12 protein-coding genes are annotated in these 15,450 nt (G+C 70.9%); 4 read left to right on the forward strand and 8 right to left on the reverse strand.

All coding sequences use genetic code 11. From position 1 onward, the window contains the following. Positions 1 to 200 precede the first annotated feature (200 nt). The gene (locus ACWCO3_RS06610) at positions 201 to 1,541 is read left to right on the forward strand and encodes an extracellular catalytic domain type 1 short-chain-length polyhydroxyalkanoate depolymerase (protein WP_358165904.1); all 1,341 of its coding nucleotides are present in this window, start codon (positions 201 to 203) and stop codon (positions 1,539 to 1,541) included. 37 nt (positions 1,542 to 1,578) lie between these two features. Further along, positions 1,579 to 2,961, forward strand: a complete 1,383-nt coding sequence (locus ACWCO3_RS06615; protein WP_145780843.1) for an endo-1,4-beta-xylanase — start codon at positions 1,579 to 1,581, stop codon at positions 2,959 to 2,961. A gap of 158 nt (positions 2,962 to 3,119) precedes the next feature. Here the strand turns inward: ACWCO3_RS06615 and ACWCO3_RS06620 are convergent, their stop codons facing one another. The 6 genes from ACWCO3_RS06620 to ACWCO3_RS06645 all read right to left on the reverse strand — a co-directional run bounded on the left by ACWCO3_RS06620 (position 3,120) and on the right by ACWCO3_RS06645 (position 8,044). After that, positions 3,120 to 3,563, reverse strand: coding sequence for a hypothetical protein (locus ACWCO3_RS06620; RefSeq protein ID WP_145780846.1), 444 nt, complete (start codon positions 3,561 to 3,563; stop codon positions 3,120 to 3,122). An 88-nt stretch (positions 3,564 to 3,651) separates the two neighbouring features. Further along, positions 3,652 to 5,055, reverse strand: a complete 1,404-nt coding sequence (gene sthA, locus ACWCO3_RS06625; RefSeq protein WP_357937119.1) for a Si-specific NAD(P)(+) transhydrogenase — start codon at positions 5,053 to 5,055, stop codon at positions 3,652 to 3,654. Between the two features lie 53 nt (positions 5,056 to 5,108). Further along, a complete protein-coding gene (locus ACWCO3_RS06630; RefSeq protein ID WP_450008840.1) occupies positions 5,109 to 5,396 on the reverse strand; it encodes a cellulose binding domain-containing protein in 288 nt (95 codons plus the stop codon). Beyond that, complete coding sequence (locus ACWCO3_RS06635; RefSeq protein ID WP_450008842.1) at positions 5,369 to 6,133, reverse strand: fibronectin type III domain-containing protein; 765 nt, start codon at positions 6,131 to 6,133, stop codon at positions 5,369 to 5,371. The genes ACWCO3_RS06630 and ACWCO3_RS06635 overlap by 28 nt, the downstream gene beginning before the upstream one ends. A gap of 88 nt (positions 6,134 to 6,221) precedes the next feature. Further along, on the reverse strand, positions 6,222 to 6,860 hold the full coding sequence (locus ACWCO3_RS06640; protein WP_423438925.1) for a response regulator: 639 nt from the start codon (positions 6,858 to 6,860) through the stop codon (positions 6,222 to 6,224). After that, complete coding sequence (locus ACWCO3_RS06645) at positions 6,857 to 8,044, reverse strand: sensor histidine kinase (RefSeq protein WP_145780854.1); 1,188 nt, start codon at positions 8,042 to 8,044, stop codon at positions 6,857 to 6,859. The genes ACWCO3_RS06640 and ACWCO3_RS06645 overlap by 4 nt, the downstream gene beginning before the upstream one ends. 147 nt (positions 8,045 to 8,191) lie before the next feature. Between ACWCO3_RS06645 and ACWCO3_RS06650 the strand changes: the two genes are divergently transcribed. Continuing rightward, on the forward strand, positions 8,192 to 8,950 hold the full coding sequence (locus tag ACWCO3_RS06650; protein ID WP_145780856.1) for an ABC transporter ATP-binding protein: 759 nt from the start codon (positions 8,192 to 8,194) through the stop codon (positions 8,948 to 8,950). After that, positions 8,947 to 11,478 carry an FtsX-like permease family protein gene (locus tag ACWCO3_RS06655; protein WP_450008845.1) on the forward strand — a complete coding sequence of 844 codons (2,532 nt, stop codon included), beginning with the start codon at positions 8,947 to 8,949 and terminating at the stop codon, positions 11,476 to 11,478. Before ACWCO3_RS06650 ends, ACWCO3_RS06655 begins: the two co-directional genes overlap by 4 nt. Before the next feature lie 52 nt (positions 11,479 to 11,530). Here the strand turns inward: ACWCO3_RS06655 and ACWCO3_RS06660 are convergent, their stop codons facing one another. Together ACWCO3_RS06660 and ACWCO3_RS06665 are read right to left on the reverse strand one after the other, a co-directional pair. Further along, positions 11,531 to 13,159, reverse strand: a complete 1,629-nt coding sequence (locus ACWCO3_RS06660; RefSeq protein WP_450008847.1) for a ricin-type beta-trefoil lectin domain protein — start codon at positions 13,157 to 13,159, stop codon at positions 11,531 to 11,533. Positions 13,160 to 13,285: 126 nt separating this feature from the next. After that, a partial coding sequence (locus ACWCO3_RS06665) for an esterase-like activity of phytase family protein (protein WP_450008849.1) occupies positions 13,286 to 15,450 on the reverse strand: 2,165 nt, incomplete at its 5' end.

The following is a 15,450-nucleotide window of genomic DNA, read 5'->3' on the forward strand; positions in this document are numbered from 1 at the left end:
TGGCGTTGGTCTTCGCCAATGCCAGTCGACGTGCAGGTGAACCCGGAAACCGTTGCGGCGAAAGGTTTCCGGAAGTCTTGACAATCGAGTTGCCTCGATTGAAGCTGACATGGTCACGCGAGCCGCGGTCAAGGTCGGGCGAAGGGCAGTCCTCGACTTAAGTCCCCTTCCACGCGCCTTTTTCGCAAGGGATCGCGCCCATGACACTGAAGACCCGGATGCTTGGCGTCGTCATGGCGGCCGTGACACTGGCCGCCGCCGCGTTGACGTTCGCCGCGCCGGCGTCGGCGGCGACGCTGACGCAGGTGACCAACTTCGGCACCAACCCCACCAACCTGCAGATGCACCTCTACGTCCCGGACCGGGTGGCGTCCCGGCCGGCGATCCTCCTGGCCATGCACTACTGCACTGGCACGGGCCCGGCGTTCCACTCAGGTACGCAGTACGCGTCCCTCGCCGACCGGTACGGGTTCATCGTGATCTACCCGTCCGCGACCCGCAGCAGCAAGTGCTGGGACGTGTACTCGCCCCAGGCGCTACGCCGTGGCGGCGGCAGCGACCCGGTCGGCCTCATGTCGATGGTCGACTACGTGCGGCAGCGGTATTCCGCCGACCCCACGCGGATCTTCGCGACCGGCACCTCGTCCGGGGCGATGATGACGAACGTCATGCTCGGCGTCTACCCGGACGTGTTCGCGGCCGGCGCGTCGTTCGCCGGGGTGCCGTTCGCCTGCTTCGCCACCGGCGGCACCTCCGAGTGGAACAGTCAGTGCGCGAACGGGCAGCTCATCAGGACCGCACAGCAGTGGGGCGACCTGGTCCGCGAGGCGTACCCGGGCTACAGCGGCCAGCGGCCCCGGATGCAGATCTGGCACGGGACCAACGACGACACGTTGCGCTACCCGAACTTCGGTGAGCAGGTCAAGCAGTGGACCAACGTGCACGGGTTGAGCCAGACCCCGACGTACACCGACTCCCCGCAGTCCGGCTACACCCGCACCCGGTACGGCAGCAGCGGCCCGATGGCGCCGGTCGAGGCGATCAGCATGCAGGGCGTCTCGCACAACATCCCGGTCGACGCCGCGCAGGTGATCCGCTTCTTCGGGCTGGACGGCACCGCCCCGCCGACGACGCCGCCTCCGACCACGCCGCCGCCGACGACGCCACCCCCGACGACCCCACCTCCGACCACTCCGCCACCGACGACGCCGCCTCCGAGCGATGGCGCCTGCCGGGTCGGCTACACGGTCAACGCCTGGAACACCGGTCTCACCGCGAGCGTGACCATCACCAACACCGGTTCCGCTGCCGTGAACGGGTGGGCGCTGACCTTCACGCTGCCCAGCGGACAGCGCATCACCAGCGGCTGGAACGCCCAGTACGCCCCGACGAGCGGAGCGGTCACCGCCCGCAACGTCTCCTACAACTCCACCATCGCCCCGAACGCGTCGGTCGAGATCGGCTTCCAGGCCACGCACGAGGGCGGCAGTGGCAAGCCCTCGTCGTTCGCCCTCAACGGTGCCGCCTGTTCGGTGTCCTGACTGTCCTTCCCACCCACCACTGAAGGAGTCGCACGAGATGAGAAGAACCAGATGGAAGGCGGCATCGAGAGCCGCCGTGGCGCTGACCGGCGTGGGCGTCCTCGCCGCTGGCATGGCGCTGTTCATGACGGCACCGGCCGCCGCCGGGACGACACTGGGCGCGTCCGCCGCCGAGAAGGGTCGGTACTTCGGCGCGGCGGTGGCGGCGTACAAGCTGTCCGACTCGGCGTACACCACGATCTTGAACCGTGAGTTCAACTCGGTGACGCCCGAGAACGAGATGAAGATGAACGCGACCGAGCCCCAGCAGGGCCGGTTCAGCTACACCGACGCCGACCGGATCGTCAACCACGCCCGCAGCCAGGGCATGAGCGTGCGGGGTCACACCCTCGCCTGGCACTCGCAGCAACCGGGGTGGATGGAGAGCATGAGCGGCAGCGCGCTGCGCTCGGCGATGCTCAACCACGTCACCCAGGTGGCCACCTACTACCGGGGCAAGATCTACGCGTGGGACGTGGTGAACGAGGCGTTCGCCGACGGCAGCTCCGGCGCCCGTCGCGACTCCAACCTCCAGCGCACCGGCAACGACTGGATCGAGGCGGCGTTCCGGGCGGCGGATGCCGCGGACCCGAACGCGAAGCTCTGCTACAACGACTACAACACCGACAACTGGACCCACGCGAAGACGCAGGCCGTGTACAACATGGTGCGCGACTTCAAGGCGCGTGGTGTGCCGATCGACTGCGTCGGGTTCCAGTCGCACTTCAACAACGACTCCCCGTACGTCAGCAACTACCGCACCACCCTGTCGAGCTTCGCGGCGCTCGGTGTGGACGTGCAGATCACCGAGCTGGACATCCAGGGCGCGTCGGCGAACACCTACCGCAGCGTGGTGGAGGACTGCCTCGCCGTCTCGCGCTGCACCGGCATCACGGTGTGGGGCATCCGGGACAGCGACTCGTGGCGCTCCAACCAGACCCCACTGCTGTTCAACAGCAACGGCTCGAAGAAGCCGGCGTACGACGCGGTGCTCGCCGCGCTGAACAACGGCACCACGCCGACGGATCCGCCGCCCACCACCACGCCGCCGCCGACCGACCCGCCGCCCACGACCCCGCCCCCGGGCACTGGTGCCTGCACCGCGACGGTGTCGGTGAACCAGTGGACAGGTGGTTTCGTGGCGAACGTGCGGGTGACCGCCGGCTCGTCCGCGCTCAACGGCTGGACGGTGACGATCGCGCTGCCATCGGGCGCGACGGTCACCAACGCGTGGAGCGCCGACCGCAGCGGTAACACCGGCACCACGAACTGGCGCAACGTGGCCTACAACGGTCAGGTCGGCGCCGGGCAGTCCACCGAGTTCGGGTTCCAGGCCAACGGCACCGCCGGCAGCCTGAGCCCCACCTGCTCCGCAGGCTGACGAACCACCGCCGGTGGGGGCGGTCCCCGCCCCGCACCGGCCCCCTCTGCCCCACCCCGCCCCACCCCCGAGCGGTGATCAAGAGGTTTGCGTCACGACACGCCGTGGGCGCTGACCGAAACCTCTTGATCACCGGGGGTGGGGCGGGTGGGGAGAGGTCAGTCGCCGGAGAAGCCCCAGAAGTAGATCTCCTCCGGTGTGCCGTGGGCGTCGTGCAGGACCGCGCAGCGGCCGAACCACCTCTGCTCGGCGAGGTCTTCGATCGCGGCGAGGTGCTCGCGGGTGAGCCGCTCGGTGCCGGCGCGTTGCAGCGCCTCGGCGGCGCTCACCGGCTCGACAGTGCCGAAGTCGGGTGTTTCGCCCTCGTCCAGGACGCGGTAGACGTCAAGGATGGAGTGGGTGCCCGACTCCTGCACCCATTCGTCGTCGAACAGCTCCTTCATGGTGGCGGGACGGTTCGGATAGTCACTCGCCGAGCTGGGAATCTCGCCTCGGGCCCACCAGTACCGTCCCTCGGCGAAGACCTCGTCCCGCAGGGCGTCCAACGCCGCGTCCAGGTCTGGTTGGTACGCGACGAAGTAGCTCCACCCGGATGCGCCCACCGCTGCCTCTTTTCTCCATGCGTCACCAGTCTCGGCACGATAGAGGACAGCACCGACATCGCGGCCCAGCAGCCGAGTTGGCTGGTGGCTAACCGTCGATGCGGGTGATGTTGCGGATCTTGTTGGCGGCGTCCAGGGCGGCCACCTTGTACGCCTCGGCGAGCGTCGGATAGTTGAACACCGCGTCGATCAGGTAGTCGACAGTGCCGCCGCAGCCCATCACCGCCTGCCCGATGTGGACGATCTCGGTGGCGGCGGTGCCGAACACGTGCACCCCGAGCAGCCGGCCGTCGGCGGGGGAGACGAGCAGCTTGAGCATGCCGTACGAGTCGCCGACGATCTGGCCACGGGCCAGCTCCCGGTAACGCGCGATGCCCACCTCGAACGGCGTCGAGCTCTCGGTGAGCTGCGCCTCGGTCTGCCCGACGAAGCTGATCTCCGGGATCGTGTAGATGCCGATCGGTTGCAGGCCGTGCATCTCCCGGACCGGCTCGCCGCAGGCGTGCTGCGCGGCCAGCCGACCCTGCTCCATCGAGGTCGACGCCAGGGCGGGGAAGCCGATCACGTCGCCGACCGCGTAGATGTTGTCCACTGTCGTGCGGTAGTTGGCGTCCACAGCGATCCGGCCGCGCCGGTCCGCCTCCAGCCCTGCCGCATCGAGCGCCAGGTCGTCGGTCTGGCCCTGCCGGCCGGCGGAGTACATCACCGTGTCCGCGACGATCTTCTTGCCGCTCTTGAGGATGCACAGCGCGGCGGTCTGGTGCTTCTCCACGGCGGCGACCTCCTCGCCGAAGCGGAACGCCACGGACAGGTCGCGCAGGTGGTACTTCAGCGACTCGACGATCTCCTCGTCGCAGAAGTCGAGCATCCGCTCGCGCCGTTCGACGACCGTCACCTTGGTGCCCAGGGCGGCGAACATCGAGGCGTACTCCATGCCGATCACGCCGGCGCCGACAACGACCATGCTGCGGGGTACGGCCTGGAGGTTGATGACGCCGTCGGAGTCCACGATCGTGCGGTCGTCGAAGTCGACGCTGTCCGGGCGGGCCGGGCGGGTGCCCGCCGCAATGACGATCTTGTCGAAGGTCACCTTGGACTCCCGCCCGGACCCGCCGTCGACCCAGATCGAGTGCGCGTCCGCGAACCGGCCGGTGCCGGTGATCATCGCGACGCGATTGCGGGCGAGCTGGTTGCGGATGACGTCGGTCTGCCGGGTGATGACGTGCTGGGTTCGGGCGGCCAGGTCGCTGACCGTGATCTCGTCCTTGACCCGGTAGCTGCTGCCGTACAGGTCACGTTGGCTCAGGCCGGTCAGGTAGAGCACGGCCTCACGCAACGTCTTGGACGGGACCGTGCCGGTGTTGATGCACACCCCGCCGATCATGTCGCGACGGTCCACGATGCCGACCCGCCTGCCGAGCTTGGCGGCGGCGATCGCCGCCTTCTGACCGCTGGGACCGGACCCCAGCACCACCAGGTCGTAGTCATACATATTGGCTAGCGTCGCAAGATGTCGCGGCGCGCGCCAGACCCCGTACGCGAGCGTTACTCGTCTGCCACCACGCAGAGGCCGCCGTTGAGCGTGACCTCCTGCGGCAGTTGCGTGCCGGAGGCGACGAGGCCGAGCGAGACGCTGCCGCCGGGCGGGATCACCGCGTTGCGACCGGTGTTGCCCACCCGCAGGTAGCTGTTGTTGGGACGGTCGATGACCTTCGCGCCCCAGATGCCGTGGACCTGCTGGCTGGCCCAGAACCGCCACGTCATCGTCCACCCGTCGACCGCAGTGGTGCCGGTGTTCTTGACGGTCAGGTGCGCCACGAAGCCGTCGACCACTGCCGCACGACGGACCGGACCTCGCAGCTCGGCGGCGGTGGCAGGGTGGTGACGGTGATCGGCGCGGACAGCGGGGACAAGAGTCCGACCTCGTCGCGGGCGCGCACCACGAAGGTGTACGTGGTGTTCGGCGTCAACCCGCTGATCTGGGCACTGTTGACGGGCGGGTACTGGGAAACGTCGCGGACCACTGTGAGAGCGCCGCCGGCGTCCACCCGGAACACCTCGTACCGTTCGAGCACCACGTTGTCCACCGAGTGCGCCCATCGCAGCCGGACCACCGTGGCGGTGACGTCGAACGCCACCGGTTGACCCGGCGCGCCCGGCGGTTGGTCGTCCCCCGGTGGCATGGTCAACCGCAGGGGCCCGCTCGACGGTGAGCCGTTGCCGGCCGCGTCCAGCGCCGACACGAAGAAGGTGTACGTGCGCGACGGCCGCAGGCCGGTGATCCGAATGCTGTTGGTATCGGTCGACCAGGTCAGGCCGTTGTCCTCGAACTGCGCGGAGACCGGGTAACGGACCACCCCCACGTTGTCGATGGAGGCAGCCCAGGTCAGCTCGACCCAGGTGGTGTCGATGGCGGCGACGGTGATCGGGCCGGGGGCGGTGGGGCGCTCGGTGTCGTCGGCGACCGCGTACGCCGGGGTCGCGCCCGTCGCCAATACTGCCGCCGTGAGCGCGCAGGCGGCCAGTGCGGCAGCCCTGGATCGGACGCCGCGCATCTGATGAACGCGCATGACGATTGCCTCGCTTCCGGGTGACCGCAGCGGACCAGTCATCGACTGAAGACGATGTTAGGCCAGTGGCTCTCGCGCCGTTGTCCCCTCAGCCGACGAGGCGGCGTTCCCAGGCCCAGGCGGCGATCTCCACCCGGTTGCGGGCGGTGAGCTTCATCTGCACGCTGGCCAGGTGGGTCTTGACCGTGCCGACGGCGATGAAGAGCCGAGCAGCGATCTCGGCGTTGGTCAGCCCTCGGGCGACGAGCTTCACCACGTCGAGTTCCCGTGGGGACAGCGCGGCGTCGTCGTAGGCCGGGGTGGGGGAGCTGAGGTGCTCCAACAGCCGGACCGTGATGGACGGGCTGATCAACGCGTCACCGGAGACGGCCGCGCGTACCGCCTCGACGAGCAGGGCCGGGCCGGAGTCCTTGAGCAGAAAGCCGCACGCGCCGTTGGAGAGCGCGGTGTGCACATACTCGTCGAGGTCGAAGGTCGTCACGACGACCACCCGGATCGGGTCGGCGACGCCCGGCCCGGCGAGCAGTCGCAGTGCCTCGAGGCCGTCGAGGCGGGGCATCCGGATGTCCAGCAGCACCACGTCCGGGCGGAGCCGTCGGGCCAGTTCCACGGCGACGACCCCGTCGGCGGCCTCGCCGACAACTGTCATGTCCGCCTGCGCCCCGATGATCATCCCGAAGCCCGTGCGGACCATCGCCTGGTCGTCGGCGATCAGCACCCGGATCATCGACCCACCTGCAACGGGAACGCGGCGTCGAGCACCCAACCACCGGCGACGCCAGGTCCGGCGGTGATCGTGCCACCGAGGGCTCGTACCCGTTCGGTGAGGCCGATCAGGCCGAAGCCGTGCCCCCGCGCCGGGGCGGTGCGCGGCGACGCGCCGTCGTCGGCCACCCGGACCAACAACCAGTCGGGGGTACGACGCACTGCCACGTCCACCGACCGGGCGTCCGGCGCGTGCTGGCGGGTGTTGGTCAGCCCCTCCATCACCACCCGGTACGCCGAGGTCGAGACCTCCACCGGCAACCCGTCCAGGTCACCGTCGAGGTGCAGCCGTGCCGGCGCGTTCGCCGTGCCGTTGAACCCCGTCACCAGCGGCGCCAGCTCGGTCACCCCGGCGAGTGGGGCCAGTGGGGCGTCCGGCGGGGCGTCGGGATTGCGCAGGACGCCGACCATCCGCCGCATCGAGGCCATCGTCTCCGCGCCGGCCCGCTCGATCTGCTCCAGGGCGACGATGACCCGACGTGGGTCCTGCTCGGCGACGAACCGTGCGCCCTGCGCCTGCACCACGATGCCGGTGACGTGGTGGGCGATGAAGTCGTGCAGGTCCCGGGCGAACTCCGCGCGCTGCTCGGCCCGCACCAGTGCGATCGCCCGCTCCCGACCGGCGGCCACGATCCGCAGGTAGAGCCCCACCCCGGCGGCGCCGGCCGCGGCGATCACCTGGAGCAGGCCGAAGATCACCAGTAGGTTCTCGGTGCCGACGCGCAGCGGCAACGCGGCGACGGCGAGGCCAGCCGCCACCGCCGCCCACGGGGCGAGCCGAGGCGCGCCCCACCGGGTCACCACGAAGACCACCCCGAGCAGCCCGGCCGACTCGGCGAGACCCCAACTGCCGCCGATCAGGTAGCTGCCGTCGGAGAGGACGACGATCGCGGCGGTCACGGCCAGTGAGGCGCAGGAGAGCGCCAGCGCGGCCCACGGCAGCAGGCGGGAACCCAGCCGGTGCACCGGCAACCAGAGCGGCACGGTGGCCACCGCCAGCCCCATCCGCACCACCAGAAGTACGAGGGCGGCCAGGCTCTCGGGCACGCCGAACCGTAGGTCGAAGACCGCGAGCAGGCCGATGGCCACCAGGCCGGCGGCCTGGGCCAGGCGTACCCACAGACGTCGAAGATCAGGCGTGCTCATGATGACCCAGCGTAGCCAGCCCTGTGGGGTCGGCAGATCGGCCGAAAGGCAGACCCGGCGCCGGCGATACCCGGCCCCGGGCCGATGTGCCGACCCGGCGACGGCGGCGAGGCTTCCGGCTGTCACATCGCAGCCACTGGAGGAACAATGACAACCCACGCCCCGCCGGGAACCAGCCACGCCGCGGTCGCCGCGGTCGACCTGGTGAAGGTGTACGGCAGCGGCGACACCGCGGTACGTGCCCTGGACGGCGTGTCGGTCGGCTTCGGTCGCGCCGAGTTCACCGCGATCATGGGTTCGTCCGGGTCCGGCAAGTCGACACTGATGCACTGCCTCGCCGGCCTCGACACCGCCACCTCGGGACGTGTCCTGCTCGGCGGAACCGAGCTGACCGGTCAGTCGGACCGGACGTTGACCCGGGTACGACGGGAGCGGATCGGGTTCGTCTTCCAGTCCTTCAACCTGCTGCCGCAGCTCACCGCCGCGCAGAACATCACCCTGCCGCTGGACCTCAGCGGCCGTCAGCCCGACGCCGAGCTGCTGGCCCGCCTGGTCGACGAGTTGGGGCTCGCGCAGCGGCTGGGTCACCGGCCCAGTGAGCTGTCCGGCGGCCAGCAGCAGCGCGTCGCGCTGGCCCGGGCCCTGGTGGCGCGGCCCGAGGTGGTCTTCGCCGACGAGCCGACCGGCAACCTCGACTCCCGCTCCGGCGCGGAGGTGCTCACCATCCTGCGCGACTCGGTACGCGACCTCGGTCAGACCGTCGTCATGGTCACCCACGATCCGATCGCCGCCGCGTACGCCGACCGGGTGGTGCTGCTCGCCGACGGGCGGATCGCCGGGGAGATCGACAAGCCGGACCAGGTGTCGGTCACCGACGCGCTGCGTGACCTGGCGGCCCGCGCATGAGAGCGACGGTGTTGCGTACCCAGACGAGCGCCGCGGCCCGGCGGCCCGGTCGACTGATCCTGACCGGTCTGGCGATCCTGGTCGCGTCGTTCGTCGTCTTCGGCACCGTGCTGGTGCAGCAGATCACCGAACGCACCGTGCGGGACAACCTCAGCGGCACCCCCGCCGCCACCGACCTGGTGATCGGCAGCACCGACGTGCCGCCACCCACTGTGCGGGACGTACCGGCGATCCGTGCGGTGCCCGGCGTGGCCGAGGCGGTGGCCCGGGTGTCGACCGGGGTCTCGATCGGTCAGGGGTACCTCAACCTGCAGGCCGACCCGGGCACCGGCCCGTTGAGCACGATCCGGGTCATCGAGGGTAGGTACCCGGAGCAGCCCGGCGAGATCGCGATCACCCCGCGGACCGCCGAGCGGCTCGGGCTCTCGGTCGGCACGACGACCACCGGCACGGGCGGTGAACTCACCACGCCCACCCGGCTCACCGTCACCGGCGTGGTCGACGCCGACGCCGACGCCGGGTACGACGCGTACGCCCCGGAGAGCGTCGTTATCTCCTGGGCGCGCCTGACCGCCGTCGAGCGGGTCGACGTGCGCGTGGTTCCCGGTACCTCGGCGGAGGTGGTCCGCCAACGGGTGACCGCGGCGGTCGCCGGCCAGCCGATCAGCACCGGCGCGGAGGTGCGCCAGGCGGAGGCCAACGCGGCAGCCGAAGAGGTCGGGAAGCTCTTCATCCTGGTCGGCATCTTCGTCTCGATCGCTATCGTCGCGGCGGCGCTGGTGGTCACCTCGACCTTCCGAATCGTCTTCGCCCAGCGGATGCGGCAACTCGCGCTGCTGCGGGCGGTCGGTGCCAACCGGGGCACCCTGGTGGGGGCGCTGACCGCCGAGGGGGCCCTGACCGGGCTGGTCGCCGGTGTCGTCGGGGTCGGCAGCGCCCTCGCCCTCGGGTACGCGCTGCCGGCGATCCTGCGCGCGTCCGGCACGGCGGTCTCCTCGCCGGGCCTACCACTGGCGATGGCGGTGTCGGTGGTGGTCGGCGCGATTGTGGTCACCGTGCTGGCAGTCCTGGCGCCGGCGTTCTCGGCCGCCCGGGTCTCCCCGCTGGAGGCGCTGCGGGCGGCGAGCACCACCGCCGGCCGTCGTGGCGTCGGTGTGCCGCGCCTGGTCTCCGGGCTGCTCCTGGCCGCCGGCGCCGTGCTGGCCGCGATCGGGACGATCAGTCAGCTGCCGAAGCCGGAGCAGTTGAACTACGACCCGACTCTGCCGCTGCTCCTGCTGGTCGCGTCGGGCGGGTTGGCGTTCTTCGCGCTGGTGGCGCTCGGGCCGCTGCTGGTGCGGCCGGTGCTGGCCGTGGTGGGTTGGCCGCTGCGTCAGCTCGGGCCACTCGGGCGGATGGCGGTCGGTGGGATCGGCGGTGCGCCGCGCCGGGCGGCAGCGGTCTCCGTCGTGGTCGCGCTCGGCGTGACACTGATCTCCGGGGTGGTCATCGGCGGTGCGTCGCTCCAGGTCCTCACCGACCGCGAGATGGCGTTGTCCGCGCCGACCGACTTCGAGGTCACCAGCAACGAGGGGACCCTGCCGGCGGGTGTCGTCACTCGGGCCGAGGCGGAGCGCGCGGCGCTGGCTCGGGTGGTCCCGTACCGGCGGCTCGACGACGTCACACTGCTACGCGGCTCGGACAGGCTCGGGAATGTCGATTCCGGCTACCCGACCAACGACCTGGATCTGGCGGCGTTGCCGACCACCGGGGAACTGGACGTGGCACAGGGCTCGCTGGCCGAGCGTGGCCCGGGGCGGATCGTGGTCAACAGTTGGGTGGCCCGGGACGCGGGTCTGCGGGCCGGTGACACCGTCGCGCTCGCCCGCGACGGACGCACTGTCGACGTGCGAGTGGCAGCGGTCCTGCCCGGTGACGGCCCGCTGCATGCCGGCATCCTGGCCGATCGGGCCGACCTCGACCGACTCGGCGCGCCAACGGCGTACACCGGTCTACTGGCCGACGCGGCTGTTGCCGTCGAGGACGGCCGTACCGCCGGTGTGCGGGCGCTGCGGCAGGCGATCGGGGGTGCCGACGGGGTGGGCCTCGCGGTGCTCGCCGACGAACGGGACCGCAACGACGCCCTGGTGCGCACCCTGGTCTGGATCGCTGTCGGTCTGGTCGGCCTGACCGTGCTGATCGCTGTCGTCGGCGTGGGTTCCACGACCGCGCTGTCCGTGGTGGAGCGCATCCGCGAGTCCGGCCTGCTCCGGGCCATCGGCCTCTCCCGAACCGGCCTGCGGACCATGCTGACTGTCGAGTCCGGCCTCTACGGGGTGATCGGAGCCACCATCGGTCTGCTGATCGGCGTCCCGTACGGCTGGTTGGCGATCCGGACCCTCGGGGTCAACGCGCCGCTGACCGTGCCGGTGCTGCCGCTGGTCGGGCTCTTCGTGGCACTGGTCGGGCTGACCGCGCTGGCCGGAGTGCTGCCGGCCCGCCGGGCGTCGCGGGTCAGCCCGGTGGCGGCCCTGGGAGCCGACGGCTGAACGCGACCACGGGTCGGCGTCGAGTGCTCGGCGCCGACCCGTGGTCGTACGGTCAGTTCGGGTTGTTGGCGTGGGTCAGCGTCTCCCAGGCGACGAAGAGGTTGTTGCTGCCGGCCGGTCGTTGTTGAGACGTGAGGGTCTGGGTGTTGGTCATGACGTTGCCCAGCCGGGTGCTCATCGCGTTGAAGCCGACCTCGGTGATCGGGCCGAGGCCCCGGGTGAGGCTGCCGCCGCAGAGCCAGGAGGGCGCCGCCTCGCCGAGCTGGTAGCGGGAGTGGAAGCCGAGCGCCTGCCGCAGCCGCTCACCGACCTGCGGGTACAGGTCCCGCCCCTGGATCCGTGAGGTTTCCGCGACGTGCGAGATGGCGGAGATCCCGTACCCGGTGTGGACGAAGTCGCGGCAGGTCTCCTGGGCGAGGCCGGCGACGAAGGTGGACTGGCCCTGCCAGTAGCCGATGATCTCGGAGCTGGTGTCCAGGCCGCTGCCGGGCACCGTGTACGGCAACGCGCCGTCGCTGGGCAGGTAGACGAAGGCCCGGGTGCGGTTGAGGAAGCGGGTCACCGCGGCGTCGTAGGCGCTGCGGTCCTCCAGGAAGACGGCGATGCCGACGGCCGCCTCCATCATCGTCAGTTCCCAGTTGCCGTTGCTGTTCGAGCCGTTGCGCACCACCGGCAGGTAGACGTTGCGCAGCATGGTGGCGAACCGGTTGGCGTTCGGCCAGCTCGTGTAGGTGTACTTGATGATCTCGGCGGCGCGGGGCCAGACCGAGGCCGCCCAGCCGGTCTGCAACGGGGCGTTGCTGCCGGTGTGCGACGTGATGGTGGCCGACCACGCGTCCATGATCTGGATCGACTTCTGCGCGTACCGGGCGTCTCCGGTGAGGTACCAGGCGAGGGCGTCGGTGTACGCGGCGATCGCGTCCTCCCGCTCGTCGGTGCAGCCGTTGTTGGGGTTGGAGTAGGACCCGCACTCGACCACCGCCCGAGGTGCCGGCGTCCGCGAGAGGGAGGCGTACCGGCTGCCCATCATCTGGTTGTAGGCCGAGGCCCACGGCTGCGCGCCGGCCTGCACCCGACCGCGTACGAAGTCGAGCTGTCCCCGGCTGACCAGCACGCCGGGGTGGGTGAATCCACTCGACGGCGGTGGTGTGGTGCCACCGGTGGGCAGCGTCCAGGTCTGGTTGGCGGTGCCGGTGCAGCTCCAGATCTGCAGCGGAGTGCCGTCGGCGGAGCTGGTACCCGTCGCGTCGAGGCACTTGCCGGAGGTGGGGTTGACCAGCTGCCCGGCGCTCGCGGACCACTGCTGCGCCCCGGTGCCGTTGCAGTCGTAGATCTGTGCGCGCGCGCCGTTCGCGGTGCTGCCGGCGGCGATGTCGAGGCACTTGCCCAGTGCCCTGATCGTGCCGTCGTCGCCCACCGTCCACTGTTGCGCCGTCGAGCCGTTGCAGGTGTAGAGCTGGATCGCTGTGGTGTTGGCCGGGTTCGCCGCGGCCACGTCGACGCACTTGCCGCCGTATCCGGTGATGGCGCCGGTCGCGGCGGCTGCCGCGGGTGGCGCGCCGACGGCCAGTGCGGCCGGTACGGCGAGCACGACCACGGCGAGCGCGGAGGTCAGGCGGATGCGGGGGAGGGCTCCGGCCAGTCGTCGTGTCATCTCGTCGTCCTCCAGGTGCCACAGCATTTGTAAAGTGTGTTAATTATTACAGCGTCGCTCATCGATATCAATGTCCTGCCACCGGCGGTCGCCCCCGCGCGAACGCGACGACCCCCGGCGCGCTCGCGCCGGGGGTCGTTCGGAACAGGGGTGTCAGCGCAGGCCAGGCACGTCGATCACGATCAGCTCCGTGTCGTCCGGACGCCCCGGGATGCGACCGTCGTTGCCCGGGAAGTTGTTGTCGTTGGCCACCAGCACCCGGTCACCGCCGAGCGGCAGCACCGACTCGACCGACTGCAACGGGAACGAGAAGAGCGGGCCGACGCCATACTCGCCCGGGCGGGCCGGGGTGGAGACACCCTTCGGGTCGGCCACGCGCATCAGGTCGACCACCGTGCGCCGCGGCAGGTAGCCGTCCGCGCCCACCTCGTCCAGATCGGTCACGACCAGACGCTTGACCACCGACTGCTGGCCCATGCCGTTGTCCCGCTCGATCAGCAGCAGCCGGTGACCGTCGAGCACCGCCGCGTCCCCGACCAGCAGGGACGGGTCGTCCACCCGGAACGACCAGGTGCGGTTGGTGTACCGGTTGTGCCGCACGTCGAACTCGTAGACCACCCGGCGGCGCTGGTCCGGGTCGTTGACCCGGGCGCCCTCCAGGATCGGGTAGAGCGTCCAGCCGTCCGCGCTGGTCGCCATCGCCTCGAAACCGTTGCTGGCACGAAGGGTCGGCGTCTCGCCCGGGGCGAGATCCGGCGACTGCGGAGACCTGGTGCCGTCCGGCAGCGGGATCGGCGCCTGCAGCACCTTGCCGGTCCGGTCGGTGCGCACCAGGTACGGGCCGAACTCGTCGCCGATCCACAGGTCGCCCCGCGCGTCGCGGGCCAGCGACTCGATGTCGAAGTCCGCGCCGGTCAGCAGACGGTCCCGGGTGTCGCCGTTGACGATCGGGAACGGCACCCTGCGGTCGGGGTCGCGGAAACTGATGTGCCCACGGACCGTCACGCCGTGACGCTGGTAGTTCGGTTCGATCTCGTACGCCCGCAGCAGGAAGTCGGCCGAGTTGGTCTTCGCCCCGAACCCGTTGTCCGGCATGGCGAGCAGCCGCCGGCCGGAACTGTCACCCGGCTGGGCCGGGATCACCGCGGAGAAGCCGGGAATGGGCTGGCCGGGAAAGGGCGCGGTGATCCCGTTGACCGGGGTCGTGGCGAGCTGGGTGCCGGAGACCGGGCCCGGCTGGTACGCGGTCGCCGACAGCAGCGCCCGGTCCCGCAACGTCACCTCGGGACGCAGGTTCACCGACAGCGCGTACACCCGGGTGGTCTGGGTGGCGCTGCCGTTGTCGTCGCTGATCAGGTACAGCTCGCGGCGACCGCCCGGCAGGTCGCGGCCGAGCGCGGCACCCTCGATGTTGTCCAGCAACGGGTTGGGCTGCGGTTGCTTCGTGGTCGCGCCGGACGGCGGGCAGTCGGCGATGTCGACCAGCAACTCCTTGCCCAGCCAGGAGCGCGGGTCGGTCGTGGTCGACAGGGACGCGACGGCGGACACGTCGGGTGCGCCGGTCGCCGAGACCCGGTACACCCGGACGGTGTTGCCCACCCCGGTTGTGAAGCCCCGCTCCACCGAGAGCAGTTGGTCGTCGCCGAGCGCGATCAGCTCGACCAGGCCGAGGTTCGGGTCGGTCCGGTAGGCGTACTGGGCGGTCGGGGCGTACCCGCCGCCCGCACGGCCGTCGTACCGGATGATCCGCTGCCGGCCACGGCCCTCGGCGTCGCGGCCGTCCGCCGCGAGCGGGCCCTCCATCCCGGCGTAGAGCACCCGGTGGTCCCCGGTGGCGGTCAGCGCCTCGAAGGTCTGGTTGACGGTTGCCTCGCCGGCCGGGGCGACCTGGAAGCGGGCCGGCACCGGCAGCGAGCCGATCTCCCGGCCGTCGGAGAGCCGGAACCGGCGGATCGAGGGCTCCCGCTCCGAGCTGGCCAGGACGGTGTCCCCACCGCGTTCGGCGACGAGCCCCTCGCCGTCGAAGTCGGCCCCGGTGTACGGCGTGCCGTCGGGCCGGGTGAGCACTGTGACGTCACGGACACCGACGTCCACGCCGCGCCGTCCGGTGTCCAGGCCCAGCTCGTAGACGCGGGCCGGAGTGGTGCCGATGTTGTCCACCAGCGCGAGGGCACGCCCGGGGCGGGCGAACGACAACGCGGACAGGCCGGCCACCGGAGTGCCCCGGAAGGTGGTCTTGTCGAGAGCGTCGGAGAAACCGAGCAGCGAGGCGTCCGGCGCGCAGCTCGCGCCCGTACCCGGGTGCCCCGGGGTCGGGT

The organism is Micromonospora sp. NPDC002411, assembly GCF_053592955.1.